The 26,835-nt window shown below is 48.7% G+C and carries 25 protein-coding genes and 1 tRNA gene; 7 read left to right on the forward strand and 19 right to left on the reverse strand.

Features of this window, described 5'->3' with window-relative positions:
• Positions 1–133: 133 nt before the first annotated feature.
• The 7 genes from L0156_20955 to L0156_20985 all read right to left on the reverse strand — a co-directional run bounded on the left by L0156_20955 (position 134) and on the right by L0156_20985 (position 6,183).
• A complete protein-coding gene (locus L0156_20955) occupies positions 134–898 on the reverse strand; it encodes a carboxypeptidase regulatory-like domain-containing protein (GenBank protein ID MCI0605461.1) in 765 nt (254 codons plus the stop codon).
• Positions 895–1,479, reverse strand: a complete 585-nt coding sequence (locus L0156_20960; protein MCI0605462.1) for a diheme cytochrome c-553 — start codon at positions 1,477–1,479, stop codon at positions 895–897. The genes L0156_20955 and L0156_20960 overlap by 4 nt, the downstream gene beginning before the upstream one ends.
• Before the next feature lie 111 nt (positions 1,480–1,590).
• Positions 1,591–1,806, reverse strand: coding sequence for a hypothetical protein (locus L0156_20965; GenBank protein ID MCI0605463.1), 216 nt, complete (start codon positions 1,804–1,806; stop codon positions 1,591–1,593).
• Positions 1,803–2,477 (reverse strand): DUF1684 domain-containing protein, encoded by a 675-nt coding sequence (locus L0156_20970; GenBank protein ID MCI0605464.1) that lies wholly within the window; start codon positions 2,475–2,477, stop codon positions 1,803–1,805. Before L0156_20970 ends, L0156_20965 begins: the two co-directional genes overlap by 4 nt.
• Complete coding sequence (locus L0156_20975; protein ID MCI0605465.1) at positions 2,471–3,790, reverse strand: aminopeptidase P N-terminal domain-containing protein; 1,320 nt, start codon at positions 3,788–3,790, stop codon at positions 2,471–2,473. Before L0156_20975 ends, L0156_20970 begins: the two co-directional genes overlap by 7 nt.
• On the reverse strand, positions 3,790–5,256 hold the full coding sequence (gene betB / locus L0156_20980; GenBank protein MCI0605466.1) for a betaine-aldehyde dehydrogenase: 1,467 nt from the start codon (positions 5,254–5,256) through the stop codon (positions 3,790–3,792). Before betB ends, L0156_20975 begins: the two co-directional genes overlap by 1 nt.
• 138 nt (positions 5,257–5,394) lie before the next feature.
• Positions 5,395–6,183 carry an enoyl-CoA hydratase/isomerase family protein gene (locus L0156_20985; GenBank protein ID MCI0605467.1) on the reverse strand — a complete coding sequence of 263 codons (789 nt, stop codon included), beginning with the start codon at positions 6,181–6,183 and terminating at the stop codon, positions 5,395–5,397.
• A 218-nt stretch (positions 6,184–6,401) separates the two neighbouring features.
• Between L0156_20985 and L0156_20990 the strand changes: the two genes are divergently transcribed.
• From L0156_20990 to L0156_21000, 3 genes are all read left to right on the forward strand, one after another.
• A complete protein-coding gene (locus L0156_20990) occupies positions 6,402–8,264 on the forward strand; it encodes a hypothetical protein (protein MCI0605468.1) in 1,863 nt (620 codons plus the stop codon).
• A 113-nt stretch (positions 8,265–8,377) separates the two neighbouring features.
• Positions 8,378–9,109 carry an RDD family protein gene (locus tag L0156_20995; GenBank protein ID MCI0605469.1) on the forward strand — a complete coding sequence of 244 codons (732 nt, stop codon included), beginning with the start codon at positions 8,378–8,380 and terminating at the stop codon, positions 9,107–9,109.
• A 1-nt stretch (position 9,110) separates the two neighbouring features.
• On the forward strand, positions 9,111–9,941 hold the full coding sequence (locus tag L0156_21000) for a hypothetical protein (protein ID MCI0605470.1): 831 nt from the start codon (positions 9,111–9,113) through the stop codon (positions 9,939–9,941).
• Here the strand turns inward: L0156_21000 and L0156_21005 are convergent, their stop codons facing one another.
• The 5 genes from L0156_21005 to L0156_21025 all read right to left on the reverse strand — a co-directional run bounded on the left by L0156_21005 (position 9,942) and on the right by L0156_21025 (position 13,850).
• The gene (locus L0156_21005) at positions 9,942–11,078 is read right to left on the reverse strand and encodes a ThiF family adenylyltransferase (GenBank protein ID MCI0605471.1); all 1,137 of its coding nucleotides are present in this window, start codon (positions 11,076–11,078) and stop codon (positions 9,942–9,944) included.
• A complete protein-coding gene (locus L0156_21010) occupies positions 11,075–11,842 on the reverse strand; it encodes a hypothetical protein (protein MCI0605472.1) in 768 nt (255 codons plus the stop codon). The genes L0156_21005 and L0156_21010 overlap by 4 nt, the downstream gene beginning before the upstream one ends.
• Positions 11,839–12,369 (reverse strand): macro domain-containing protein, encoded by a 531-nt coding sequence (locus L0156_21015; GenBank protein ID MCI0605473.1) that lies wholly within the window; start codon positions 12,367–12,369, stop codon positions 11,839–11,841. The genes L0156_21010 and L0156_21015 overlap by 4 nt, the downstream gene beginning before the upstream one ends.
• A complete protein-coding gene (locus tag L0156_21020) occupies positions 12,366–12,662 on the reverse strand; it encodes a hypothetical protein (GenBank protein ID MCI0605474.1) in 297 nt (98 codons plus the stop codon). Before L0156_21020 ends, L0156_21015 begins: the two co-directional genes overlap by 4 nt.
• A gap of 63 nt (positions 12,663–12,725) precedes the next feature.
• Positions 12,726–13,850 carry a metallophosphoesterase gene (locus L0156_21025; GenBank protein MCI0605475.1) on the reverse strand — a complete coding sequence of 375 codons (1,125 nt, stop codon included), beginning with the start codon at positions 13,848–13,850 and terminating at the stop codon, positions 12,726–12,728.
• An 81-nt stretch (positions 13,851–13,931) separates the two neighbouring features.
• On the opposite strand from L0156_21025, the gene L0156_21030 reads away from it, so the two are divergent.
• Positions 13,932–14,756, forward strand: coding sequence for a hypothetical protein (locus L0156_21030; protein ID MCI0605476.1), 825 nt, complete (start codon positions 13,932–13,934; stop codon positions 14,754–14,756).
• Between the two features lie 58 nt (positions 14,757–14,814).
• On the opposite strand, the gene L0156_21035 is transcribed toward L0156_21030, so the two are convergent.
• Positions 14,815–14,903 (reverse strand) — tRNA-Leu (locus L0156_21035).
• Positions 14,904–15,017: 114 nt separating this feature from the next.
• Positions 15,018–15,767 carry an FKBP-type peptidyl-prolyl cis-trans isomerase gene (locus tag L0156_21040; GenBank protein ID MCI0605477.1) on the reverse strand — a complete coding sequence of 250 codons (750 nt, stop codon included), beginning with the start codon at positions 15,765–15,767 and terminating at the stop codon, positions 15,018–15,020.
• A 179-nt stretch (positions 15,768–15,946) separates the two neighbouring features.
• Between L0156_21040 and L0156_21045 the strand changes: the two genes are divergently transcribed.
• Together L0156_21045 and nadA are read left to right on the forward strand one after the other, a co-directional pair.
• Complete coding sequence (locus L0156_21045) at positions 15,947–16,090, forward strand: hypothetical protein (GenBank protein ID MCI0605478.1); 144 nt, start codon at positions 15,947–15,949, stop codon at positions 16,088–16,090.
• A gap of 12 nt (positions 16,091–16,102) precedes the next feature.
• Complete coding sequence (gene nadA, locus L0156_21050) at positions 16,103–17,050, forward strand: quinolinate synthase NadA (protein ID MCI0605479.1); 948 nt, start codon at positions 16,103–16,105, stop codon at positions 17,048–17,050.
• Between the two features lie 30 nt (positions 17,051–17,080).
• On the opposite strand, the gene L0156_21055 is transcribed toward nadA, so the two are convergent.
• Positions 17,081–17,653 carry a hypothetical protein gene (locus L0156_21055; GenBank protein MCI0605480.1) on the reverse strand — a complete coding sequence of 191 codons (573 nt, stop codon included), beginning with the start codon at positions 17,651–17,653 and terminating at the stop codon, positions 17,081–17,083.
• Between the two features lie 77 nt (positions 17,654–17,730).
• Complete coding sequence (locus L0156_21060; protein MCI0605481.1) at positions 17,731–18,444, reverse strand: helix-turn-helix domain-containing protein; 714 nt, start codon at positions 18,442–18,444, stop codon at positions 17,731–17,733.
• 297 nt (positions 18,445–18,741) lie between these two features.
• On the opposite strand from L0156_21060, the gene L0156_21065 reads away from it, so the two are divergent.
• On the forward strand, positions 18,742–21,525 hold the full coding sequence (locus tag L0156_21065; protein MCI0605482.1) for a haloalkane dehalogenase: 2,784 nt from the start codon (positions 18,742–18,744) through the stop codon (positions 21,523–21,525).
• Here L0156_21065 and asnB read toward each other — a convergent pair.
• The 3 genes from asnB to L0156_21080 form a co-directional block, all read right to left on the reverse strand.
• Positions 21,488–23,314: an asparagine synthase (glutamine-hydrolyzing) gene (asnB, locus tag L0156_21070; GenBank protein ID MCI0605483.1), complete on the reverse strand. Its 1,827-nt coding sequence runs from the start codon at positions 23,312–23,314 to the stop codon at positions 21,488–21,490. The two genes, L0156_21065 and asnB, sit on opposite strands and share 38 nt — an antisense overlap.
• A 20-nt stretch (positions 23,315–23,334) precedes the next feature.
• The gene (locus L0156_21075) at positions 23,335–24,468 is read right to left on the reverse strand and encodes a DUF362 domain-containing protein (GenBank protein MCI0605484.1); all 1,134 of its coding nucleotides are present in this window, start codon (positions 24,466–24,468) and stop codon (positions 23,335–23,337) included.
• 149 nt (positions 24,469–24,617) lie between these two features.
• Entirely contained in the window at positions 24,618–26,798 is a 2,181-nt protein-coding gene (locus tag L0156_21080) for a protein kinase (protein ID MCI0605485.1), read from the reverse strand.
• Between the last annotated feature and the right edge of the window lie 37 nt (positions 26,799–26,835).

A 26,835-nucleotide genomic window follows, 5' to 3' on the forward strand; every position in this document is an offset into this window, starting at 1 on the left:
ATTCAACCACGCTCACCATTTGCTCTATAAACGCTCAAAAACAATTCTTAGGGGTTGAACCCCTCCGATTTTCGCTACGTTTCGCGGACCGCCGGAGTTTTGGGACAGTCTCCAGCCGGCGTTACAAACTCTGTTACAACTCGAAATTCAGTGTGACCGTTTGCTTCTTTGATACAGAAACTTGCTTGATGAGTTCCCGCGGTTTGGCTGTTAGAAACTGTGTGTTGGAATTGTTTTGCAGTTTGGGTGTTCCTTGGTGCCATAACTTAACGGTGTATTTTCCGGGAGGCACGTTTTCCAGAACAAAATTTCCTTCTGCGTTCGAGATTGCATAGTAAGGATGCTCTGCAACAACAATGTGAGCGCTCATCCAGGGATGTCCTGCGTCACACAACGATACAATCTTTCCCGTTTCTGACAACTTTTTTGTCACTTTCTGACCCTTCAAAGGAAAGGCGAGGTTGAAAATCGTTGTAGGGCGTGGATCGGCAACTTTGTAGGTGTGAACATTGTGCAGCATTGGATCGCTATTCAAAATTTCCACTTCAGCATTCGGCGGCACAATCAGAACGTGCGGGACGTATTCACAATTTTTCTGATCCAGCTGGACTTTTTGAAGTGACGCCATTTTCTTGCCCGCTGCGATCCCTTCCAAATAAACAACGGCATTTCCTACTTCGCCATTTTTCCCGATCGTTGCCGCGGGAACCGTTTTTGATTCGCCGCATGTCTGCTGATCCTTGTTAACCGGAATCACTTGCGGCACGGGTCGTTCCGATTTCCAAAGGACTTTCCCCTGAATGGTCCCACCGTCCGGGACATCGATTTCGCGATAGGGTGGAGCACCCATCAATGTTGCTGCCAGGATCAGCGAGAACGCAGGAACCAAACGAATCATTTGCTGTCCATCGGTGGAATCGGATCCGGAACGGCATTCTTGATTGGTTTGATCGATTGCAAATAAGCGAACATAGCTTTTAAATCGTCATCCGTTGCCTGCGCAATGTTCGGCCAGGGCATTGGCGGAAGTATGTCACGACCTTCACCAAGATGTTTTCCTGTGCGCATCGCTTTGATAAACATGGCCTCATTCCACGTGCCCATGCCGGTTTCGTCGTCAGGAGTCAGATTCACTGAGAAGCTGATGCCCCAGGGACCTGCCCATGCAGTGAAATCATTATTGCCGATTGCGCCCCATTTGTCGGGACCGATCACACCCGCGGGAACATCGGGAAGTTTCGAATTTGAGCGATGTCCGGATAAAGCGAGTGTCATATCCGGTTCCGGACCTTTCGGCGCCATTTTTTTCGGAGTATGACAATCGTGACATTGGCCAAGCGTCGTTAAATATTCGCCTCTTTTCACCGCGTCGCTCGAAGCAGCCATTGATTGCGCAGGCTTGTCGTCTGTGAAAGCTGGAATTAATAGGAATGCCAAACACAGAATTGTGATCCCCGCTAAAAGCAAATTCCGAATCATTTTGAATCTCCTCTTTTTTTTACCGCAGAGAACGCTGAGATCGCAGAGAAAAACAAAAAATTCTCTTTTCCTCCTCTGCGATCTCGGCGTACTCTGCGGTAAATTATGTGGTTACTGGTATTCGATTTCGATCTCTGAAACGCCGTTGATTTTTGCCCAGTCGCTGTAGCGGGACCGGATCATGTTGTCGACAACGGCCGGTTCATTTTTGTGCAGCTTTCCAAGAAAGAAGCTCAGCTCTTTAATGACTTCCTCTCCTTCCCGAATCTGTCCTGTAACGCGACCTGTTGATTCTGTAAATACAATTACGCAACTCCGCTCTGTCATAAAACTCTCCTCGATTTTTCCAATGCCGCCGCCAGCGAGAGAATCTTCTCGCCTGCAGGAATTGCAATCGGTAGGTGATTCTCTTTTGGCGTGACGGGACAAGGAAAATCTCCGCCGTAAGCGCAAGATGGATTATACGCCGTATTGAAATCGATTACATACCTTCCATCAGGTTTTTCTTGCAAATCAATATATCTGCCGGCGGGATAAGTTTCTTTGCCCACATTTATGTCCACGAAAGGCACGAACAACAAATTTTTTTCTGCGAGGTCGAGCAATCGATAAACTTCCAATCTGAAATCCTTTCCTTCAAGCTGGAACCTTATGTATCCATATTTGACTGCGTCACGCCAGACTCCGGAGGTTGTGATCATTTGAAATTTTGTTGGATTCGGATGCCGGATCACCCGACCTTCAAACCGATATTTCCAATCCGGCGCATAGTATTCCAGGCTGGTGAATACCTGTTTTAAGTGGCCGGGAAGCGGTGAGTCCGGAGAAGTCTTGAAGTATTGATCTTTCTGCTTACGCATTTCCAGAAGCTCACTTTCGAGTTTCTTTTTCATGAATCCATCCACGTGAACCGGATGAGCGATTACGCTGATGTCCTGTTTTGGTTTGCACGCAAATAATGAAAAGAGGAATAAGAGTAAAAACGTGCGAATCAACATTCCAAAAAAGAATTCCTTACTGTTCCCACCAGTGATTCCAGCTCGTCAATTTCTTTTGGACATGCTGAGGAGAGAACGACCGGGTCCATTTCGGTCACAAGAACATCGTCTTCGATTCTGATGCCGGTGTTTTGGAAGACGTTTTCTTCCTCGCCGCCGATGTAAAGTCCCGGCTCCACTGTCAGCACCATTCCTGGTTCCAGGATGCGCCACTGATCACCGCTTCTATACACGCCGGTGTCGTGCACGTCCAGTCCGAGCCAGTGTCCGATCCTGTGCAAGAAATATTTTGTGTAATGATGGTTTTCAAGATTTTCCTGCAGTGATCCGGTTAACAAACCTAGATGGATCATTCCTTCAGTCAATGCTTCTACAGCAAGGGCATGAACCTGCGCGTAATTGATTCCCGGCCTTGCTGCATGAATCGCTTTCTTCTGAGCATCGAGCACCACTTCATAAACGGCTTTTTGTTCGGAGGAGAACTTTCCATTCACCGGATAAGTGCGCGTGATATCGCCTGTGTAGTAATCAAATTCGGCTCCGGCATCCACGAGCAAAAGATCGCCGTCTTGCATGACACGATTGTTGTTCGTGTAATGCAGAATGCATGTATTCGGTCCCGATCCCACAATCGAAGGATATCCGTTGCGCCTGGATCCATTCGCGCGAAAAACATATTCCAGGATCGCTTGAATTTCATACTCACGCATTCCCGGTCGCACCGCTTTCATAGCAGCCGTGTGAGCGCGCGCAGAAATATTTACTGCTCTGTGCAGAGTCCGGATCTCATCCAGACTCTTGATCACTCTCATGTCTTCCAGCACGCGCGACGGATCCAGAATCCGGGAGGGAGGATAGATTCCTGAACGATATCTTTGACGCACCGAATCCATCATCGCAAAAATTTTGCGATCGATCTCCGGATCTTTGTTGATCTGATAAAAAAGTGCAGGCGCATTCTGCAAGAACTCCGGCAAAAGTTCTTCCAGCTTTTCGATGGGATGAGCCATTTCGGCTCCATAATTCACAATGGCGCCTTCGATCCCTTCGCGTAGACCGGTCCATGTCTCTCTTTCCTTATCTTTCTGCCGCACAAACAGCACGTATTCATGTTTGGGATGGCCGGGCGCCAACACGCAAAAGGATTCCGGTTCCTCGAAACCGGTTAAATAGAAGAAATCAGAATCCTGGCGATACTCGTAATCCACATCGCCGTTGCGGGTTCGAACCGGGGCCGATGCAAAAAACGCAACACCTTCTTGCATGCGGCGCATGAATTCTTTTCTGCGATCTGCAAAGACTTGCTTGTTCATCACAAATTCATGTCCACCCAGATGCTCTTCACCTGAGTATAAGATTCCAGCGCATGCATTCCCAATTCGCGACCAAAGCCACTGTGTTTGTATCCGCCAAATGGGGAAGCCGGATCATACATGTTGTAAGTATTAATCCATACCGTGCCCGCTTTCAGCTTTTTTGCGATGTAGTGCGCTTTCTTGACATCGCGAGTCCAAACGCCAGCCGCTAAACCGTAGACCGTATCGTTGGCCTGTGCAATCAAATCGTCAAGATCTTTGAATCGAATCGCGGACAGTACCGGGCCAAAAATCTCTTCACGCGCAATTCTCATTTGATTCGTCACGTCATCAAAGATGGTCGGCTGCACGAAATAACCTTTGCCGGTTCCCACCTGCGCGCGATCACCACCAAGCACCACCCTCGCTCCTTCCTCTTTTCCGGCGCCTATGTAAGACAATACCTTCTGGTACTGATCCGCGTTGCAAAGCGGACCAAATCTCGTTTTAGGATCAAGCGGATCTCCAACGGTTAGCTTTTTTGCGCGACCCAGAAGCGTTTCCAAAAACGCATCGTGAGCCGATTCCTGAATCAACAAACGAGATCCGGCGGCGCAAACTTCTCCTTTGTTATAAAAGATTCCCGCGAGCGCTCCTTTTGCAGCCGCATCAAAATCCGCGTCCTCCATCACAATATTCGGTGACTTTCCGCCAAGCTCCAGCGTGACTTTTTTCAATGTTTTCGCAGCTTCCTGCATAACCATGATGCCTGTGGAAGTTCCGCCTGTGAATGCAATTTTGTCTATGCCCGGATGCGCCAGCATCGCTGATCCAGTGATCCGTCCACTTCCCGTGACCACATTGAAGGCGCCTTCCGGCAAACCAATTTCTTCGCAGATTTCCGCAAGCTTCAACGAAGTCAAAGGAGACTGCTCCGAAGGCTTGTGCACTACGGTGTTTCCCATCGCCAGAGCCGGCGCAATTTTCCAGGCAGCCAGTAAAAGTGGAAAGTTCCACGGTGTAATCGTTCCCACAACCCCGACTGGTTCCCGCAGCGTGTAATTCAAATAGTTGCCTCTGACCGGAATGGTTTCTCCGTGATACTTGTTAGCCCAACCGGCGTAATAATGGAAAAGCTCAGCAACAAAAGGAACGTCTATGTTCCGGCTCTCCGAAATCGGTTTGCCGATATCGATGGTTTCCAGGTAAGCAAATTCATCCACGTGAGCCATGATGGCATCGGCGATTTTGTGGAGCAGTTTGCCGCGATCCGTTGCGCTCAGTTTGCTCCAGGCGCTCTCTTCAAAAGCTTTTCGCGCCGCCTGAACAGCCTGATCAACATCCGCTTCTTCGGCAAGAGCGATCTGCGTGATCACTTCTTCGGTTGCAGGATTGATCGTGCTGAACGTCTTGTTGGAGCGCGGCTCCACCCATCTTCCGCCAATAAATAATTTCGATTGTGGTAGTGCGTGTTTAGTTTCCATGTAAGTCTCCAGAAGCGTTATTTCTCCCCCTTATCAAGGGGGAGATTAAAGAGGGGGTTGATGCGTTGGACGACTTTCCAACCTCCCCTTAGTCCCCTCCTTCATAAGCAGGGGAAATTGATGCACCATAACCATATGTTAGTTCCCGCGAAAGTTCGGTGGGCGTCGCTCTGTGTATGCGGCAAGGCCTTCCTTAGCATCTTCACTTTCGAATAGTTGTTGCTGGAGCTCGCGTTCCAGCGCGAGCGCATCCTGAAAAGCAATTTCCGATCCGGTAACCACAGCCCGTTTGATGCGTCCTACAGCTTTGCTGGCTTTCGCAGGCGGTATGAACTGCTTTGCATATTGGATTACCTGCTCCCAAAAATTCCCCGGATCAAAGACGTGATTCAAAAGTCCAAGTTGTAAACCTTCCTCAAAGTCGAATGTGCGCCCGAGCGCCATCATCTCGATAGCTTTCGATTTTCCGACCACACGTGCGAGTCGCTGGGTCCCACCTGTCCCGGGTAAAACACCGAGATTTACTTCAGGCAATCCTATCTTGCCGCCACCTTTTTTTGCCAACCGGATGTCCGTTGCAAGCGCCACTTCGAGACCGCCACCGACACAGTGTCCGTTGATTGCTGCAATCACCATCTTCGGCGTTTGCTCAAGCCTGTTCAAGGTTTCATTCGCGTGAAGACAGAAGTAATACTTGAACTCCGGTGTGACGGTTTGCAGCATGCTGATGTTGGCGCCCGCACAAAAGAACTTATCTCCACTGCCGGTCAATAGCAGCACATGAATCTGGGAGTCAAAACGGGCCTTTAGAATCGCCTCATCCAACTGTCGCATCATTTCGTAGGAATAGGTGTTAGCCGGAGGATCTTTCAACGTGAGAATCGCAATTCCATCCTGTTGACCGTATTCAACTAGTGTTTCTGCCATGATTCTTTGCACTCCAAAAAACCGTATAGTATAATACGACCTTCTTAGAAAAGTGACTAGTGAACAGCACATCGAACCTCGATCCAAAAGATAAACATATCTCCGATCTCCTCGCGAAATGTGAGATTTCCATACATTCCCGAAATTTCGAGGATGCCATAAACGGCTGTCGTGCCGTGCTCCATATTTCTCCCGAGAATCAACGGGCGAAAGAATTGATGGATGAAGCGCAGAGCAAACTCGAGGCGGAGCTTTTTACGAAGGAAAATCTTCGGAAAGCGCAGGAATTCTTCAAACTCCGCGACTTTCAGAAGGCCATCAACGAGTGTCAGAAGATTCAATTGCTCGATCCTGACAATCAGTCGGTCAACGATTTGCTGACGAAAGCTCATGAAAAACTTGAGGCGGAACCATTCGTCCAGAACTTCATTAATTCAGGTCGCTCCCTTTTTGAAAGTAGTCTGTACAACGAAGCGATTGCCCAGTGGGAAAAAGTTCGGTCTATTGATCCTGAATATCCCGATCTGGATCGCCTGATCAACAACGCGCGGCACATGCTTGGTTCTGAGGTTACGCCAAGCGGCGAGCCCTTGTTTGATCTGGAATCACCGATGCCAGCAGCGGAAGTCGAAGCGGCTGAATCGGACGGCTTCGGTTTTGTATCGGATCATGACCGGATTCGCCAGTTGCTGGAAGAGGGAGACCGGCTTTACAACAATGAGCAGTATCAGGGCGCCATCGAAGTATGGTCGGAGATTTTCATGCTGGATGTGAACCATCCCGATGCGCTCGAGCGGATTGAGAGAGCGAGGTCTGCTGCCGGCGAGCAACGACTGAAGTTAAAGGACATTCTCAAAGAAGGGCAGAGCGCGTATGAACGCGGCGATGTTGATCAAGCGCACGAGTTATTCTCGAAAGTAAAATCGATCGATCCGGAAAACTCTGAGGCCGCGAAATACCTGAACTTGATCGAACGTTCCGATGAAGAGCCGAGTCTGGAAGCACTGATCGCCAGCGGTGAAGATGCAGAAAAGCGAGGCCAATACAGGGAAGCGGCGCAGTACTTTTCGCAGGCGCTTGCGGTGGATACTGAAAATGCAGTTCTGGCGGACAAGATTAAGAGCCTGAACCTGCTTGCGAAGCGAAATGAGCAAAGCAAAAATTTACTGGGAAATGCAAGAGCATTTGTTGCAGAAGGCAAGTATGAATCTGCGCGCCATGCGTTGAGCAAAGTTTTGGAAGGGGATCCTACGCACGCAGAAGCTCTGGAGCTGATGCGAACAGTGAAGGAGTCGGCGCCGTCAGCGGCCGCCGCTCCTGCAGGCGCGATGAGAGCGCCTGTACCGACTGCTGCGAGACGCGGACTTCCCATCAGTCCGGCTCTGCTGATCGGTTTGTTTGTTTTGGTTGCTGCAGCCGGCGGCTACTTTTTCTTCTTTGCCGGTGGTGAATCAGAACCTCCGAAAACAGTTACAAAGCGGCCGTCCAAATACACGACGACTGCAAAAACACCGACTACTACACCAGCCAACACGACCAAAACTGTTACCACCACTCCGAAAGCGGCCGAGGGGAATCCCGAAAAACTCGCACGGCTGATTCGGGAAGCGCAATTCTATATACGGGAAAAACAATACGATAGCGCAATTGCAAAAGCCGATGAAGCATTGTTACTCGAACCAGGGAACAAAGATGCAATTGGTCTGCGACTGCAGGCAAAAAAGGTTAAAGAGGACATTGAGGCGGGTGAACGAAAACTTCTGGAAGAAGCAAACACATACTTCGAGTATTCCGAATTCGCGGGTGCGTTAAAGTTGTATGAGAAGTATATTGCAAATCATCCGGACGAAAGGCCAAAGATCCAGCCTCAAATATTAAAGTGTTATTACAATCTCGGAGTCATTGCGATCCGGGAATGGAGATGTGATATAGCGGCTGACTATTTCCGCCAGGTTTTGTTTATCGACGAAGCCGATCAAATCAGCAAGGATGCGCTTGCGATTGCGCGGAGATGCCAGAAGTCAGGAACAAGCGACATTGAAGTACGGAAAGCTGTCGCTTTGATGGAAATGCGCAGGTAATTCACCGCAGAGTACGCAGAGGCTGCAGAGAAGAAGGAGAATATCTTTTTTCTCGATCTCTTCTCAGCGTTCTCCGCGTCCTCCGCGGTAAAATGCAGGTCAGTCGGGGTGCTATGCGAAAGGATCCACCAGTCAATACTCAACTTCCGGAATGGAAGAAGGAAGTTGCGGAGAAAGTAAAAGCGTACGGTGAACGCAAGAAACGGCTGACCACTCCGCCACAACCGATCAAAGAAACGATCGAAGCAGAACGAGTGCAGGAGCCTGAGTTGAAAACTGCAGCTCCTTTGCATTTGGACTCAGTCACTGAAGCAAAGGAAGCGGTTTTTCAACCGCTGGAAGCGGTGATACCTTCGACTTTCGAAGTCTGGTCAGAGGATCTGAAAGACTTTCCGAGGATCGAGGAAGGAGTAGAGTTCGAAAGGGAAGAAGCAACTCCTTCCGCAGCCCCCTATCTGATGCGTCGAATTGCCGCGGGACTGATTGATCATGCGATTCTTGTCGTGCTGCTCGTCATTGTCCTGTTTCCTTTTTCTTTCGTCCTGGGGGAATCGATGGAATGGTTGGTTCTGTACATGTGGAAGGCTACACTTTCGCTCTTCCTGCTGCTGCACTTCTTATACCAGCTATATTTCTTGCGCTCATCCCGCCAGACTCCCGGCATGCTTTTCGTATCGCTGGAACTGAGAGACCCCGGAGATCAAACAATCCCGGTGGGCAAGATCATAGTCCGCTGGCTAACTTTCATGTTTTTGAACGTGTTCAATTTATTGCCGGCGCTGTTGGGCAAACCCTACTTGTTGCACGACCACATTTCCAACACGGAAATGCGGTCTTTTTCATAGAATGCGCTGGTACGGATACGTCGCGCTTCTTTCTCTCGGCGCATGCCAGTACCTGATGTTCCAGAAGGTGGAGCCTGTCTACACATTTTTCACTCCGATTCAATGGTGGAACTACATCTTTCTTGTGGACGCAATAGTCTGGGGCAGACAAAAGCGGAGTTTAATAACGGACAAACCTCTGGAATTTATTACCATGCTTATACTTTCGAATATTTGCTGGCTTGTTTTTGAAGGCTACAACCTGCTGCTGCGAAACTGGTATTACATCAATCTGGCGCCGCAACCGTGGCAACGGATGCTCGGTTCCTTCATTGCATTTGCCACAATTTTCCCGGGCATTTTTGTTACGGCGGACCTTCTGGAAAGTTTTGGCTTATTCAAAGAACGGAACCCGAAGCCCGTAAAACTTAGCTCCGGATTTCTGGTGGGTTCCTTTGTTGCGGGACTTTCTGCGGTAATCTTTCCGCTCATTTTTCCTTCGCCTTATGTGTTCGGACTCGTCTGGCTCGGATTCTTCTTTTTGATCGAACCGCTGAATTACTGGAGAAAGAATAGCTCTCTATATGAAGACGTTGAACGCGGAAGCTGGCGGCGTGTCTGGCTACTTCTGGCAGGTGGAGCAATTTGCGGCTTTCTCTGGGAGTTCTGGAATTTTTGGGCAGGCGCCAAGTGGATCTACACCGTTCCTTTTACAAAAAACCTTAAATACTTTGAAATGCCTCTACTCGGTTTGCTCGGCTTTCCGCCTTTTGCGCTGGAATGCTTTGCCATGTATCACTTCACGCGGTCAATTTTGAATAAACAAAGTAGTGCGGGCGTCTCACCCGCGTAGTTACAATATAAAATAAACTCTTCCTTTCGTTGTTTCCGCCGCATAGATATGCTCTTCCGGAAATCCCAGCTCGAGAAAGCTTTTTGATCCCCATGGCTCTTCACCGGTGTAACCGGTGACCGTTTGCTGTTTCAACACACCTCCACAGTTGCATTGCGCGGCGCCAGCATAGCGGGATTGCGTTCCGACAAAATCGATCGAGGCTCCGCAAGAAGTGCAATTCAGTTGAACGGTCAGATCGCGATCAAACTCCCATGAAAGGAACATTGCATTCCACTTCTCGCGCGCGTGATCGAGCGTTTGTTTTAGCGAACTCTCTGCCGGTATTTTCAGTTTTTCAATAGAGTCGGGCAGAGGATCACCCCAGGAGTGAAGTCCGCATTCGTTCGATATTTCCAGCTTCATATCAAAGAAAACATCGCTGAGGCCATAGAGCCCTAGGCGTTTCCCGGTTGGAATGTGCAAACCGTGCAAAGCGCGAACGCCAATCTGGACCTGCAGTCCACCTACAATCGAGGCGATGGTCGGCGCCGTGGGAACATGTTGCTTGATCTCGGGATCCGTGCTTTTCAAACAAGAGATTCTTTTCTGGAGTTCCTGTCGATCCGCAGATCCGAGCGTGCATTCATAACATGCCGTTTCGGGCGGATGAAAGACAGTCACCGAACCATTTAAGGTATCGAGTCCGCCATCAATGTATATTTTTTTCAGCAAATAGCAATTGCGATTCATGTAGTAGCGCGCTTCGCGGTTATCGAGGCATCCGAAAATAACATCGATCCCTTTCAGAAAGGAGAGTCCGAGATCAAATCGCGCGTCCCGAACGAGAGCATGCGTACGGCAATCGGGATTCAGCTCACCCGCCCGCGCTGCAAGAACTTCTGCTTTCCATTGCTGAACATCGCCGGCGCGAAACAGCGCAGAGCGAGTTAAGTTGGTCGTTTCAATGCGGTCGAAATCGATGATCCAGATATTTCCAAGACCCAGAAGCGCCAGATTCTTTACGACTTCATTTCCCAGGGCGCCTGCGCCCACGACTAGCGCAGAGGCTCCCCGCAATTTAGTTTGATCCCACCAGCGGATCAATCGCAAGCGCTGATAGCGGTCCTCATCAGGATGACTCAAGCGCAAAGTCATAATTGTTCCTGAACTTGCTGCCGAACCTCCTGAACCTCAACATCCATTCGTTCAAACGAAGCTTTTAACTTCCCGTTCTGTTTCAGAAACTCCGCTTCCGACCACTTCGCACGCGAAAAATCCTGCAGAAATTCGCGGAACTCTTCCTCAATCTGGAAAATAAAGTCGTAGAAAAGGATTCGGCCGGTTGGATGCTTATACAATCCTTCTAATATCTTAAAAGAAAGGAGGACCGTGTCGACCCATTGCAATCTTGCTGATGCCATTGGGATTGCCTGCGCGGCTTTACGAATTGCGCTTGAAATAGAGGAAGGAAAGAATCCCGGAAAGGGAGCCGGCGTTTCAAAAAGAGGAGGATGCGGTTTGCGCCGTTTCTTTTTGGTCTCTGGAGGAGAGGGCAGAACTTCCACAGTAAACTTTTGAGCTTCCAGGCACACTTTCCAATGCTGCAGAATTGCTGAATCCGTGCTGATCAGGCAAGTCCAGGGAAGGGCGCGGAGAGCTTTTGCGAAGTCAAAGTCATTTTTTCCAGAAAGCTTCTTGAGAAAGTCGGCAGCTTCGATTTCGTCAGAAGGACAGGTCAGAATTTGAAGCGTGGCGCTGTGATGGGCCGGTGATGCCACCTCTCCGAGACACTGCGGGCAAAAGTAGTAGTAGGAATAGTACCTGTTTTTACATTCTTTGCATTGATAAACGATTTTTTCCCGGATTTTGAGAGTTGCGTTTTTGGAAGTTTGAGACCCGCGGCGAATTTGAATTTTCATATTTTCAGAACGGTTGCCGCGGTTTCTTCGAAGACTTTCAAAGCGGATTCATCGAATAAACAAAAGCGGATCTCGCGAATCGCGGTTTCGCCTTTGCAATATTTTCGAACAGCTTCCAGCATGACCGCTGCGCACCGGTCTATGGGATAACCGAAGATTCCTGTGCTGATCGCAGGAAAGGTGACCGTTTTGATGAGACCTTCGTCAGCCAGCCGCAGACTGTTCCAGGTGGCCTGTCGCAGTTTTTCGTCTTCATCCCCTTCTCCCATTCGTGGACCGACCGCATGAATCACGAACCGCGCTTTGAGATTGCCGCCGGAAGTGATCGCCGCGTTTCCGGTTGCGACAGAAGCGATCCGTTCCGATTCCTGCTGAATCACGGCGCCCCCTTTTCGAACAATGGCGCCGGCAACGCCAGCTCCGTGCCGAAGGTGACTGTTGGCTGCATTTACGATCGCTTCTGTTTCTTCTTCCGTGATGTCACCTTGCTTCAGCAGGATGTTCGTTTGGTTGACCACGTAGTTCATGACGTTCTTTCACAAACAAAATCGATTTCTTTGGCATCTTCCGCGCCATATAAGTTCTTCAACAGACCCTTCAATACATCACCGACAATCTTGGACGCATGACCAAGGTTCAATGCAATTTCACTGTCATCCACAAACATTTGGAGTTCTTCGTTCCGCAAACGGAAGTGAATCTTGTTGCCGTCGGAGTATTTCAGCGAACGCGCAATGGCATCCACAACGTTCGCGGTCAAATCCGCAATGAAACGGTTTAGCTTGAGCTCCTTCCCATCCACTATAATACGCGAATTCATAAACAAAGTAGTGCGGGCGTCCTGCCTGCAAAATTTCGCAGCCGGGACGGCCGCGCTACTTTGTTAATTCAACGTCACTTTGTTTTCTATATAGATAGCAGTCAACTTTTCCCCTTGAATCTCCAGAGCAGAAGCTCTTCCTTCCGGATAGAACGCCTGGTTCATTCCGGTATCTATCATAATCACCTGATGATTGTGGCGTGTTCGAATTTCACCTTTTTGCATCACCGTATGGCCCACGATAAAATGGCTGGCCTTGAAGGTTTCCAGGAGCGCCGGAACTGCGGCGTTTAGTTCTTCTTCAGGCCACTGCGCATAACCCCTGAACCATAACGGACCCTCTGGATGAACGCTCAGCCAGCCGGACAAACCCAGAAAGGCTTCCAGCGTCTCATCCTTCTTTCGAATTTCCAGCTCCTGTTTTGCCGCTTCGATCATCTCATTGAATGTGAAAAAAGGCAGAATCACTTTTTGCTCTTCCATTATCTTTTTGTACCGGTCAAAAAGCTCGAGTTCTCTATGAATGCGATCGTTGACTTCCTGGACTTTTATCGGAATTATTTTCGGATCGATTCCGCCATGCAAAAAAACATTGTGTTGCACATCTGCCACAGTGTTCTGCTTTCGGAGCCACTTCCCATATTTCCCACGCGGTCCGTACGCTTCCCGGTGCTCCAGAAAACCACGTGGATGAGCTTTCAACCATTCCTCTTCCATCTGTGGCGTGAATTCAGGCGCCGGAAGTTTTCGCTCGCCTGCTTTCTGCATTTGGAATTGCTTGTACGATTCATAAGACCTTTTTAAAAGCTGGTCCGACTGTTTTGTCGCGAAATTTGCAAATTCCTCAGCAGGAACATACCTGAGATCGCCCATCAGGTTCATCACCTCGTGGTTTCCCAGTAAAGGAAAAACACGACCACCCTGTTTGGGCGCCGCTTGCTCCAATTGCATGAGGAGATCCAGGCTTTGACGTCCTTGCGTGCCGCGGTCCAGTACATCCCCTGTCTGAACCAGGATTGACTTCCCTCCGGACCATTTCCCGTTAGCGTCCAGAATCTGTGCGGTTTTGAGGATTGCCACAAATGAGCTCAGATCACCATGAACATCGCCCACTGCAACGATCCGGGGCTCGCCTGCGGAAAGGGCCAGATTAAAAAAAAGCAGGAGGAATAAGAAAAGTCCTTTCATGATCCTTCCAATACTAAAACCGCAAATTGACACGCGCAAGAACGATATTCTACAATTGCTTCACGACGAGGTACCACCAAAATGTTGCGAAAAGTTCTTCTCTCCCTCATTTTGTTTTTGTTTGTCGTTTCCGTTTTTGCGCAAGAAACCGCTCAAAAGCAGGATCTGGCACTACTTTATCCGACACATGAAGCAAAAGAAAAAGTCTTGCGCGATGCGAAGATTATTAAATCAAAAAAACTCGGAACCGGTATCACCAATCCGCTCAAACTTACTTTGTTGGATGGCGGGACGGAGCTCTACGCAGTGTTTAAGGACGTCGACGTTCGTAAAACGGGGATCACAAAGTTAAAAAGCGGCGCCGAAATGGACTTCAAGGACAGCTGGCAATTCGATGTAGCCGCATACGAACTGGACAAATTGCTCGGCCTGGATATGGTACCAGTCACTGTGGAGCGAAAATACAACGGCGAAAAGGGAATGGTGCAATGGTGGGTGCCGAATGCAATGACTGAAGGGGACCGGAAAGAAAAGGGACTGGAACCACCCGATGTCGACTCCTGGAATCGATATCTATATAAGGTGAGATTGTTCGATAACCTCGTTTACAACATCGATCGCAATCTTGGAAACCTGTTGATCACTCCGGACTGGAAAATCTGGATGATCGATCATTCGCGTTCTTTTAAGAACAATGACACACTCAAAGCCAAATCAGATATGGCCCGTTTTTCCATGTCCTTCGTGGATGCCCTGAAAAAGCTGGATGAAGCAAAGGTGATGGCCCACTGCGGAAAATATCTGACTGTTTATGAGGTCCGTTCTATGATGAGGCGGCGCGATGCAATCCTTGAGCTCTACGAAAAAACGCGCGCAGAACAGGGCGACTCCATTCTCTATCCCTAGCATCCCATACCCAACCGACGCGACAGACGCGCAGACGCCCGAACGCGATAGACGATTTTGGTGCCGGAGGTCGGAGTCGAACCGACACGCTGCGTAAGCAGCGCGGGATTTTGAGTCCCGTGCGTCTGCCAGTTCCGCCACTCCGGCAACCAGAGAAAGCCGCATAAACAAAGTAGCGCGGACGTCTCGTCCGCGGAGTTTGCAGGCGTGACGCACGCACTATTTTGCTTACAACGTTTGATATTTTACCAGATTATGTGACTAGTTCTTTTTTGGTTCTTCTTCTGCCTTTTTGGGCTGGATCGAGATCAATTCAATTTCAAAAAGCAGGGCAGCATTGGGAGGAATCACATTTTGAAATCCGTTTTCCCCGTAAGCCAGTTTGGAGGGCACCCAGAGTTGCCATTTCGACCCGACCGGCATGAGCTGGAGGGCTTCCGTCCACCCGGCAATCACTCCATTTACAGTGAATGTAGCCGGTTCTCCGCGATCGTAGGAACTATCAAATTGTTTGCCGTCGATGAATGTCCCTTTGTAGTGTGTCACGACAGTATCCGTTGCGGTCGGTTTCGGACCTTTTCCTTCGGTAATCACTTTGTATTGCAAACCACTCGGGAGGGCAACTACGCCTTCCTTGGTTTTGTTTGCTGTTAAAAGCGCATCGCCGTCCTTGGAATTCTTTTCGGCCAATACTTTTTTCTTGGCTTCCTGTTTTTCCGCCACTTCCTTTTGCAGAGTGATGAGTGCAGCACGTATTTCTGCTTCTGGGAGAGCCGGTGTTGCGTTGACCAGGCCGTCCTGAATCCCTTTCGTCAAGGAGGCGACGTCGACCTGGACTTCCTGCTCGTGTAGATTCAGTCCGATGTTCAGACCGATGCTGTAGCTCGTTTTTTGCTGATCGCTCATTGCCGGCGCTGTTTGCGGTTGTGTTTGCGCCGCTTTTTCTTCGGCGTAGAGACCAACGCAAAATATCAACATAATGAGCGTTACCGCTGTTAAAAGTTTCGTCATTCTTTCCTTCCTATTTGTTCCCTAAATTCGGTGCACTGTATATTAAACTAATTCGCCCTTAGTTGCCATTGACATATGGCCCAGAATCATTATAATTATAGATGACATATATAAGACCTATATAAGATATGATACGACGTAAAGTACGAACATTTTCGGCGACCGACAGGGAAGTGCAGATGTTGGACGCTATAGCCCGGTATCACGGATGGAACAAGAGCCGCATGATCACGGGGTTGATTCGCAAGGAGTTCTGGCGAATTTTCCCGGCGGGGACCGATCAAATCCGTCCGTTGAAGGGCGCGAAAGTGGAGGAGCGATAAACCATGATCACGATGCAATCCATCAAAAGCATCCCGACTTTGAATGAAGAGATTCGCAAACTTGCAAAAGCAAAAAACGCGATCATTCTTGCCCACAATTACCAGTTGCCCGAGGTGCAGAACGTTGCTGATTTCGTGGGGGATTCGCTCGGTTTGTCGCTGGAAGCCACGAAAACGAACGCCGACAAAATCATTTTTTGTGGTGTCCACTTTATGGCGGAATCCGCGAAGATTTTGAATCCGGCGAAGCGCGTATTTTTGCCGAATCTTTCCGCAGGATGTTCGCTGGCCGACTCCATTACACCTGAATCTCTTTTGGATTGGAAAGAGCGTTACCCGGATCACACCGTCGTTACGTATGTGAACTCCAGCGCGGAGGTGAAGGCGCTTTCCGATTATTGCTGTACTTCTGCTAATGCGATCTCTGTGGTGCGCCACATTCCGAACAACAAGATCCTGTTTACGCCGGACCGCAATCTGGGAAACTGGGTCAAACGCCATGTGCCGGAAAAAGAGATTGTGGTTTATGACGGGGTCTGCCCGACTCATGACGTTTTACGCGGCGCTAATGTGAAGAAAACACTGAGTGAGCATCCGGAAGCGATTGTTGTTGCGCATCCGGAATGTCGCGAAGACATTCTGGCGCTGGCGGACGAAATTTGCTCCACATCCGGCATGATGAACGTCGTTGAAAAATATCCTCACGCGCGCACATTCCTGATCGCTACAGAAAACGGAATTATCCATCAGTTGAAGCAAAGGTATCCCGACCGTGAATTCATTGTTGCGGATGGGTGCATTGGGTGCCGACTTCACTGCCCGTATATGAAGATGATCAACCTGCCTGCAGTTCTCCGTTCGCTGGAAGAACAAGTATTCGAAATTAAAGTTGATGCCGATGTTGTCCAGGGCGCTTTGCTTGCCCTGCAACGAATGATGAGCGTCCCGCGGGATAATTAAGAATTACTTTGCTCCTACTCCTCTGCAGTGTTAGTTCATGAGGCGCCATCTGTACGTCCTGCTTTCTTTCCAGGCGCCATCGGCATAGACAAACGATTTCGTTTGCCGTTCTTTTGCCGTCTCCAGAGTTTCATGCCGCGATTTATATGAAGAACCGTCAGGATCGAAGAACGTCTGTTCTACTTCGAACTTCCCCTTGGAAATATCGACTGGTTTCACCTCACCAAACCCCAACGTGCCATCGCTTCCCCACTGATAGACCAGGACCTTCTTCTCTCCGGGATGCCAGAATTCCCGATACTCCCATAAGGTTCCGGATTCCTGATTGTTTCTTATTGCAAATAGTCGGAATCTGATACTTTTCTTTCCGGCGCCCCATGTGTATTCCATTCCATAAGAATCGACCGGCTCTTTTTCACTCTTGTGCTGTGAATTGTCTGCAATCCATTTACCCATGCCCTGTGTCTCCACTGACATTTTCTCTTCGAACCAGGCAGGAATCGCTTCTCCGGACTCGCCAGAGACGAGGTCCAGGAATAAAATCGATTGAAGCAAAAGCACGAGACAAACGCCGATGATTTTGCTATTCAGGATGTTGCTCATCTTTGAAATCCTCCAAATGCCAAGATAAATGAATGTTCATTGCTCGGCTTGTATAAAATTCCTACGGACGCTGCATGTTAATCCGAAATCCACCCGGGAAAAAGTCCTTTTACCTGAAGGTATTGGCCCGGAGTATACCCTGAGAATTCTTCAAATTCCTTGATGAAATGTGCCTGATCGAAGTAGTAGCAATAAACCGCCACAGACGTCAGATCTTTATGATTGTTTGTTGCAATGGTGCGAAGAGCCAGTTGAAACCTGCAAATCCGGGAAAAAAGCTTAGGCGTAGTCCCTACAATCGATTCGAAATGACTGATAAACCGTTTGTGGCTCATTCCCATAGCATTTGCAAGAGCCCGGATATTCGGCGCAGGGTTCGACATTGAGATCATTTGCAGTGCATTTTGTATTACAGGCTGATGCGCTGCCTGCAGGTTGCGGAGAAGAAGATTTTCCATAATATGGAACTTTTCTTCGTCAGATTTGGATTCAAGTAAAGCCTCACGAGCGGTTGTTGCGGAACATCCCCAAATTAAATCAAGATCTACTGAAGATTCTTTTAGTTCGGACATCGAAAATCCAAAGAATGGATATGCGCCACCCGGTTTGAATTCCACACCGATCATGCTCAAAAGGGGTGGGGTCTCGATTCGGACGTACTTCGACTGCAGCCCGCTGATCCAGAAACGTTTTAACGTTTGATCCTTTGCATCAGGACATAACACTTTTTCCGGCTCCTCCCCAAGATTGATCACAAGGTCCATCGATCCATTTGGCAAAAAACGTTCCACAGTTCTACCCCGTGTACCGCATGGTTTGGCGTACCAGATGTGATTGACGAATTGAGAAAGAGGCTTCTCCGGTGTGTAAAGGAGGAGATGGCCATTCAAAAAAGTTCTTATTTTACCGGAGGGGACCATGAAAACAGGATACAGGCAGAACAGGATGGCTTACCAACATTTCAGTGATCAATGAAAGCCGGCCGGTCATGAACAGGACTTATCCGGGGTTCAATCGTAAGGGAAAATTTTACAATCCCCGTGCTGCATTGGAGCTTTATCCTGAAAATCGCAAGGAGAGAATACGGGATGTTTACAATCAAAATGGCCGCGGCTTTGGTAGTTTTCTTTTTATTGGAATTCTTTTCGTTTGCAGCAACCCCATCCGATATATCTTCGGATTTGACATATGAGTCCCGGTATCTGGAGGTATTCGGTTCGAGGATACATTATGTGGAATCCGGCCAGGGAGATCCGATTCTTTTGCTCCACGGAAATCCCACATGGTCTTACATCTGGCGGAATATCATGCCTTCTCTTTCGACGAAGGGTCGCGTGGTGGCTGTCGATTTAATCGGGTTTGGAAAATCAGACAAGCCTGATCTCGAATACAGGTTTGAAGATCACTCAAGATATCTGGAAGAGTTCATCAAAAGAATGGAATTGAAGAATATCACACTGGTGCTTCATGATTGGGGTTCGGCACTTGGTTTTCATTACGCGCGGAGACACGGGGCAAATGTGCGGGGGCTGGTCTTCTTTGAAGCCTTGCTGCTTCCACTTCCGAGTCTGGAATTATGGCCCAAGGATGCAAGGGAACTATTTGAAGCTTTTCGTACTCCTGATCTCGGCTGGGATTTGGTGGTTCGCAAAAATGTGTTCATTGAAAAGAGACTCCAGGAAGGGATCTTACGAAAGCTGACTGATCAGGAGATGAATCAATATCGAAATCCTTTCAAGGATCCGGAAAGCAGGAAACCGATTTGGCGTTTTCCAAATGAACTGCCGATCGATGGTCAACCCGCGGCCGTCTCAAGAATACAGGAAGCGTATTTGGCATGGCTTCAAACAACAAAATTGCCCAAGCTGTTGTTATTTGCATCACCAGGTAGTCTGATTCCTTTTGAGACGGTGGAATGGGCGCGAGCTCATTTGAAGAATTTAACTTCCGTGTATGTCGGGAAAGGGATTCATAATCTTCAGGAAGATCTTTCGGTTGAAATTGGTGGATCGATTGCGGCCTGGATGGATCGTAATCTGAAGCTGTCCTGGCCTAATGCGCCCGGCATTCTGTATGTAACCAATCAATCAACACTGCATCTGAACTGTACAGGCAACGGTGCGCCGACCGTGGTGCTAGATGCAGGGGTGGGGGAATGGTCCACTCACTGGCATTTCGTGCAACAAATATTAAAGAGCGAGATGCGGGTGTGCAGCTATGATCGCGCCGGTTATGGATGGAGCTATCCTGTTCCAGCAGATCCCAACGCGAAAGCGGCCGCAAACAATCTTCATCAGTTGCTGTCCGTCGCGGGTGAGAATGGGCCTTTTGTTCTCGCAGGACATTCTTACGGTGGATACGTGAATCGTTTGTTCGCCGGTCTTTTTCCTGAAGATGCCGCTGCCCTGATTTTCGTTGATAGCGCACATGAGGATCAATGGGAGCGGATTCCTGAAACAAAAGAGTTGTTGCATCAAGGAATCACATCACTCGAACAAATGGTTCCTCAAATGCGTTCTGGCTCGATTCCAGAGATGCCAATGCAAGATGGCCGATTCCCTGTCGATGTTGCCAAAACTGTCCGGGTTGCAATCAATCATCCCGCGAGGTACGAAACCATGCTGGCGGAAAGCCGTCATGCAATTGAATCCGCCAGTCAAGTGGCAGGATCACAACTGCCTCCTGAGATTCCGGTTATCGCGCTCTCTGCGGGAAATAGCTTTGCCTGGTTTTATGAACAGAATGAAAAGAACACCGGGCTCCTGAAAAAGCTGAATGAGACCTGGGCTGCGCTGCAAAAATCTCTGGCCGCACTCTCAAGACGAAGCAAACACAGGATATTGGAAAAAGCGACTCACAATATTGTAGCTGAAGCTCCTGAAGAGACGGCCGGCGCAATTCGTGAAGGTAGAACGCTAAGCAAAGAATACACTCCATCTAGTAAGGACAGCACTTATTTCAAAAAAATGAAGGAGCCGGGCGTTAAAATGGTCACGATCGATGGCCGGTATAAAGTCTGGACGCAGAGAGTTGGAAATGGCCGCCATAAAGTGCTTCTTCTTCATGGAGGTCCCGGTTACACACACGAATTCTTAGAATCATTTGCCGACCATTTGCCACAGGCAGGGATCGAAATCTATTTTTACGAACAACTGGGTTGTTACTTTTCAGATCAACCCCACGACCAGGGGTTATGGACACTCCAACGATATGTGAATGAAGTGGAACAAGTGCGGAGGGCACTGGGCTTGGAAAAATTCATCCTGTTCGGTTACTCATGGGGTGGACAGCTCGCGCTCCAATACGCCGTGAAATATCCGCAATTCCTGAAAGGCTTGATTGTGTCAAACGTCTCCTACAGCGAAGAAGCAATCAAAGCCAGGATTAAAGAAGTAGAAGGCAGGATTGTCCGTCAAAACCCCGATTTACTGAAAGAGGATACGAAACGCAAAAACGGCCTATCTTACGATTCAACCTATTTGAAAAATCGAATAGATAAGATTTTTGGCGAACAATATTACAAAATTCCGGTGATCTTGAAGAATGAATCATTCTCGAGATCCGTAAGACACCGGAATTTAGTTGTATTTGATTCAGTCCAGGAGGATTTGAAAAGAACGAACTGGAGCGTCTGGGATCAATTGCCGAAAATCTCGGCTCCTGTTTTGCTTATGACAGGAGGTGAAGACTACGCGAGCAGCCCCGAAGACGTTCGAAAGATGTGCAGCCGGATTCAGACGTGCATTACATATATTGCGGAGAAGGGAAGTCATTTACTGTTTCACGACGATCCTGATGCTTATTTTCATGCTCTGATTTCCTTTGTAAAAACTATCAACTCCGAATTTGCAAACGCCACAATTCCAACATGAGTACAGCCCACAAAGATTTACTGTGATCGTACGTCCCTTGTTGATGCTCTTGCCATTTTTGCCGAAGTAACGCGCTACCGGGAAAGAATTGCGAGTTCAAAACAGCGCGTTCCGCCAGTTGTTTGAGCTCACCACGAATCCATTCGCTGGCTGGTGATCCGAATCCATGTTTCGGTTTGCTCAGAACCCAGGAAGGCAGGTATTTTGCGGCGACCTTTCGAAATAACCTTTTGGTTGAAGTCCGCGAAACTTTGTACTTAACAGGCAAACGATTCATGAATTCAATTAAATCGCGATGCAAATAGGGCACGCGAGATTCCAGACCAAACGCCATCGTACAGCGGTCCTCTTTCACAAGGAGATCTTCCGGAAGATAAAAGTCGTAATCGAATCGCATCATGTTTTCTACGATCGTTCCATTTGTGGAAGAGAACAGCGTTTCCACAGGTACAGGTTCTTTGCCGCTAAGTTTCCTGATTTCATCCAAACTAAAAACTGCATTGAGCTGCCAGTTGGGAGGAATTTGGGGCGACAGATCGGAGAATCGTTGTAACAGCAGGGCCCGTTCTTCCCAGAGTGAGCGACGCGATGCCGGAAGCAATCCGACTGTTTTGCGAATCGTCTGGCGAACGGCGCCCGGCAGCGAGGTATAAGCTGATGCCCAGTGCGCCGCCATGTATTTTCGATAGCCGCCAAAGATTTCATCGCCTCCAGTTCCGGACAGTGCAACTTTCACATGTTTGGATGTGAGTCTCGCCAGCCCTGAAGTTGGAACAGCAGAAGAATCTGCGAAGGGTTCACCAAAGACGGATGCAAGCCCGGTCACGAGCTCTACCAAAGGTTCGGAAACGACAAAATCGTGATGTTCCGTATTGAATTGTTTTGCAATTTTTTCGGCATCAGGTCTTTCATCGTAATAGCCCATTCCGGAAAAGCCGGCGGTGAACGTTTGCACGCGCCGGCCCGCGATCCGGCTCATGAACGCCACGATCAGACTGGAGTCTATTCCACCGCTGAGAAATGCTCCGACAGGAACGTCGCTGATCATTTGTTGTTCTACGGAGTTCAAAAGCAATTGCTCCAAATCCTCTTCAGGATGTTCCGGAACATGGATTTCTGATGGAATCTTCCAATAGGGGTGGATTTCGACTCCGTTGGATGAGACACGAATGCAGGATCCGGCGTTGAGTTTTCGAATTTTCGCATAAGGTGTAAAGGGAGCTGGGAAATACCCCAGTTGCAAATACAAGGACAGTGCGTCCTGATCGATGTCAGCGGAAACCAATTGTGAAGCGAGCAGCGCGCGCGGTTCGGAAGCAAAGAGAAATTTTTCGTGGTCCTGATAGTAATAGAGTGGTTTGATTCCTGCGTGATCGCGCGCGAGAAAGAGCTCCTGGTTTTGTTCATCCAGAACTCCGATCGCGAACATCCCGTTCAGCAACGGCCAGGTATTTTCCTGATGTTGTTGAAACAACCGGAGGATCACTTCCGTATCCGAATGTGAGAAGAAGGGAGTTGAGGGGGAGAGCTGTTTGCGCAACTCGCGGAAGTTGTAAATTTCGCCGTTAAAAATTACAGCGAATCGTCTGGACTCGTCACACATCGGCTGTGACGCGGCGGCGCTGAGATCGATAATGCTTAACCGGCGATAGCCGAGTAAAGCTTGTTTTCCAAAATAAAAACCTTCGTGATCCGGACCGCGATGGGAAAGCGCGGCGACCATTTTGCGCAACGGAGTTTCCGGTAAAACTTGAGGCTGGAAGAAGAAGATGCCGGCGATTCCGCACATTCTTCTGAGATTATACTCTCTTAAGCTCCTTGAGCTTCCTGAACTTCGTCCTTCACCAGGCAACCTTCCTTCTGATACTGCACGAAGAGTTGTCCCCAGGGCGATTCCTTTTTCCACTGTTCAAAGATCTTCTTTTCTTTGAAAGTCCAGCGGTAATAATCGTGGTAGGTCTCCGAAACGAGATTCGGAAAATGAACGATGGGAGTATGGAAGATCAGTTTCTGGAAAATCTTTGTCGGACCGTACCAGGCCAGCCATCCGAGAAAACTGTGGAGAGTTTGAGTCACGCGAAATCCCCAGCTTTCATTCGCAACGTCCGGATGTCCGGTGATTTCGATTTCGCGTGGATCGCCAACGCCGAGTTTTGCCTCATGGGCGATGAGAATATAAGGAATCGACATGGGATCGAAGCCCATCATTTTTGCGGCGACTGCATCGATCGCAACCTGATCTCCGGAAGCGAGGATGACATCCTTTCGAGTCGGCACCATAATGCGCGGGCCAGCTCCATTACCGGATGTGGTCCCATCCATGACCGCGAAAATTCCGGAATGAATTTCCTTTTGAATGCGAAGTAAATCCACAAGAGTTTCATGGATAACGCTGTGCGTGTAGTGCCTTTTCTCGTTCAACAGGCCACCGAAGGCATTTTTCATCGCGCCTGTTGTAGTCGTGTAAATGTGTGTTTTTACGGTCGGGAGATGAAGAATATTTTTACCGAAGAAAAAATCCGGAATTCGAATGTGATCGTGGTAAATTTTGTTCAGCACAAGCATTTGCGCTTTTGGCTTGTATTCCACCCAGCGCATGTCTTGAATGCGGAAATTGAACAGGACCGGAACGTTGTGGCTTTTACATATGGGCCAGTAGTTGTTGAGGTCAGTTCCTTTGAATGCGTTCGTGACAACGGTCCGGTTTTGGACGCAGGAAAGGTCCTTGTATCCCGCGTTTCTCAACGCCACGATCGTACCTTCAAGCTGCCACGGCGTGGTATTGGCGCTTGGAAAAGGAAAGTGCCACGAAATGTTGTCCTTTAATATGGTGGGCGCGCTTGGATCCAGATACTGCCGGTAATCCGCCAGCTCCATCACGCGTTCATGATCCTCGATTGCGCTTTCAGGCCGCGTCCTCAGCACTGCAACTTTTGCTTTCATAATTTTGAATTGTACAGTATAAGCATTGTTAACAGAAGAACGCAAAAGAACAGGAAAAATCAAGAAGGCAAATCATGGTGACAAAGGTTATGAGATCAGTTTTTTGGATATCGGGATCCAGAAGAATTTCATAAATTTCCGGGGAAGGCTTACCGTTTATTTCGACCCTCTTCCGTCTTTTTCCGGACCTGTTCGAGAATCTGGTGGAATTGTGGATCATCACGGATGCAGTTCAAGTCAGGATCTCGCTCCACCCACTCATAGTAAGTGAAACCAGCTGATGCCGCCTTCTCCAACGTCTCCAATGCCTCTTTCCTCATTTGAAGAATTCCAAACGTGCACGCTCCGTTGTAAAGAATGCTCGTATCATGAGGCCGCAGCGCGATCGCCTTTTTTAGTTCCCGGATTGCTTCCTCCTTCAATCCTTCGGAGGCATAGTTGTTTGCAAGCAACATGCGGCCGCGCACGTCTTCCGGCACCATCTCCAGTTGCCGCCGGACAAGATGGATATGCCTTTTTCGAAACTGCCGAGCCAGTTCCTCTTTTCCTAAACGCTCCGCCGAATGGATAAAAGGAATATACACGTTGTAATCATCGCCGCTATACTCAATGGCACGAGGCGCTATATCAAGAGCCTCTTGCCAGCGATCCATCACAAAATAAGCACGACCTAGAGTCCAGTATGCCCTTTCACAAGCAGGTTTATACTTGATCGCTCTCAGCGCGTATTCAATTGCATCCTCATATTGATGTTGCGACACAAAGTTTTCTGCGCGCGCAGCCAGAGCTTCCGGAAGCTCCGGGTCCACGTCAAGGGCTCGCTCTGCCGCCGAAAGCGCTTTTTCGATCCAGTGTTCCTCTTCTCCATACCAGTGATAAAGAAGGCTGCAAGCGTTGGCAATGCCTGCATATGCAAGAGCGAAATCGGGCTGCAACAACACCGCATGTTCGAACATTTGTAAGGCGTATTCCAGGTCCTCATAGGTAGCACGACGGGTATAGCCGCGGCCGCGCAAATAGTAATCATAGGCTTCTGGATTTTCCGTAGGCTTCCGGGCGATCGCCTTTTCCTCCTGCGGGGAAAGGGCGATGCGAAGTGCCTGCGCGATATTCCTGGCGATGTCATCCTGCAATTCAAAGACATCTTTCATTTCCCGGTCGTAACGTTCGGCCCAGACCGAGTGTCCTGCGTCTGCTTGCACCAGTTGAGTAGTGATGCGCACATGATTTCCCGCACGACGTAAGCTGCCGCACAGCACATATGCGGCGTCTAACTGCTTACCTATTTGCGGGACGGTCAACGGGTTGTCCCGGTATTCGGCAACGGCCGAGCGGGGAAAGACTCTTAAATCTCGAATCTTTGACAATTCAGTAATGATGTCCTCCGTCATTCCATCTCTGAAATACTCTTCTTCCTTTTCACCGCTCAAGTTTTCAAAGTAGAGTACGGCAAGCGATTGTTTGCGATCATGCTGCGCCGGTTCTTCCTTCATTTTTTTCAAATCCTCAATGAGCTCTTTCATGGAGCCGTAACGCTCGTCGCGATCTTTTGCAAGGGCCTTGGCGACGATTTTTTCGATGGCGGCCGGAACTTTGGAATTGTACTTCGATAACGATGGAGGTTTATTTTTGAGAATAGAAGACATGATTTCGAAAACGGAATCTCCCTGAAACGGTAAAGTTCCGGTCAATATCTGGTAGAGTACGACGCCAAAAGAAAAAATATCTGCCCGGGCATCTACATTGGTCCCGCCGATTTGTTCGGGAGACATGTAATGGATCGTTCCTACGATTTTCCCGGTTTCCGTTAAGCTTTCTTCCCTTGTAATTGCCTTGCTAAGCAGTTCTTCCTCGGCCTCTTTCAGAACGTGGGCCAATCCAAAATCGAGAATCTTCACATTTCCATCATCTGTAACCAGGATATTGTTCGGCTTGATATCGCGGTGAATGATTTTTTGACCATGGGCTCTTTGCAGTGCCTCTGCAATCTGGGTGGCAAGGTCAAGAGCACGACCAATCTCAATGGGTCCGGAGGAAATTTCTTCGCTCAAAGTGTGACCGTCCACATACTCCATCGCAATGAAGAGGCTTCCATTAGTTTCATCGATTTCATAGATGGTGCATATATGGGGATGGTTCAAGGCGGAAGCTGCCCGTGCTTCGGCCATGAGTCGTCTTCTACTTTTTTCGTCGGCTGCAAATTCGGCTGGCAGCATTTTGATGGCAACGATCCGCTGAAGCCTTGTATCCAGCGCTTTAAAGACTATCCCCATTCCTCCTTTACCCAACGGTTCGAGAATTTCATAGTGAGTAATTGTTTTTCCGATCATATAAACATCATAATACCTGGAATTCACAAGGCATTAG

Source organism: bacterium (genome assembly GCA_022616075.1).
Classification (GTDB): Bacteria; Acidobacteriota; HRBIN11; order JAKEFK01; family JAKEFK01; genus JAKEFK01.

Coding starts and splice junctions, on each gene's coding strand:
- L0156_21005 (MCI0605471.1), bottom strand. CDS start 11,078: ATGACTTTGCGCTTGAGTCATCCTGATGAGGACCGCTATCAGCGCTTG.
- L0156_20995 (MCI0605469.1), top strand. CDS start 8,378: ATGCGAAAGGATCCACCAGTCAATACTCAACTTCCGGAATGGAAGAAG.
- L0156_21075 (MCI0605484.1), bottom strand. CDS start 24,468: ATGAAAGCAAAAGTTGCAGTGCTGAGGACGCGGCCTGAAAGCGCAATC.
- L0156_20975 (MCI0605465.1), bottom strand. CDS start 3,790: ATGAACAAGCAAGTCTTTGCAGATCGCAGAAAAGAATTCATGCGCCGC.
- L0156_21010 (MCI0605472.1), bottom strand. CDS start 11,842: ATGAAAATTCAAATTCGCCGCGGGTCTCAAACTTCCAAAAACGCAACT.
- betB (MCI0605466.1), bottom strand. CDS start 5,256: ATGGAAACTAAACACGCACTACCACAATCGAAATTATTTATTGGCGGA.
- L0156_21040 (MCI0605477.1), bottom strand. CDS start 15,767: ATGACGAAACTTTTAACAGCGGTAACGCTCATTATGTTGATATTTTGC.
- L0156_20955 (MCI0605461.1), bottom strand. CDS start 898: ATGATTCGTTTGGTTCCTGCGTTCTCGCTGATCCTGGCAGCAACATTG.
- L0156_20960 (MCI0605462.1), bottom strand. CDS start 1,479: ATGATTCGGAATTTGCTTTTAGCGGGGATCACAATTCTGTGTTTGGCA.
- L0156_20970 (MCI0605464.1), bottom strand. CDS start 2,477: ATGTTGATTCGCACGTTTTTACTCTTATTCCTCTTTTCATTATTTGCG.
- L0156_20990 (MCI0605468.1), top strand. CDS start 6,402: ATGGATGAAGCGCAGAGCAAACTCGAGGCGGAGCTTTTTACGAAGGAA.
- L0156_20965 (MCI0605463.1), bottom strand. CDS start 1,806: ATGACAGAGCGGAGTTGCGTAATTGTATTTACAGAATCAACAGGTCGC.
- L0156_20985 (MCI0605467.1), bottom strand. CDS start 6,183: ATGGCAGAAACACTAGTTGAATACGGTCAACAGGATGGAATTGCGATT.
- L0156_21030 (MCI0605476.1), top strand. CDS start 13,932: ATGTTGCGAAAAGTTCTTCTCTCCCTCATTTTGTTTTTGTTTGTCGTT.
- L0156_21045 (MCI0605478.1), top strand. CDS start 15,947: ATGTTGGACGCTATAGCCCGGTATCACGGATGGAACAAGAGCCGCATG.
- L0156_21065 (MCI0605482.1), top strand. CDS start 18,742: ATGTTTACAATCAAAATGGCCGCGGCTTTGGTAGTTTTCTTTTTATTG.
- L0156_21025 (MCI0605475.1), bottom strand. CDS start 13,850: ATGAAAGGACTTTTCTTATTCCTCCTGCTTTTTTTTAATCTGGCCCTT.
- asnB (MCI0605483.1), bottom strand. CDS start 23,314: ATGTGCGGAATCGCCGGCATCTTCTTCTTCCAGCCTCAAGTTTTACCG.
- L0156_21015 (MCI0605473.1), bottom strand. CDS start 12,369: ATGAACTACGTGGTCAACCAAACGAACATCCTGCTGAAGCAAGGTGAC.
- L0156_21020 (MCI0605474.1), bottom strand. CDS start 12,662: ATGAATTCGCGTATTATAGTGGATGGGAAGGAGCTCAAGCTAAACCGT.
- L0156_21055 (MCI0605480.1), bottom strand. CDS start 17,653: ATGAGCAACATCCTGAATAGCAAAATCATCGGCGTTTGTCTCGTGCTT.
- L0156_21080 (MCI0605485.1), bottom strand. CDS start 26,798: ATGATCGGAAAAACAATTACTCACTATGAAATTCTCGAACCGTTGGGT.
- nadA (MCI0605479.1), top strand. CDS start 16,103: ATGCAATCCATCAAAAGCATCCCGACTTTGAATGAAGAGATTCGCAAA.
- L0156_21000 (MCI0605470.1), top strand. CDS start 9,111: ATGCGCTGGTACGGATACGTCGCGCTTCTTTCTCTCGGCGCATGCCAG.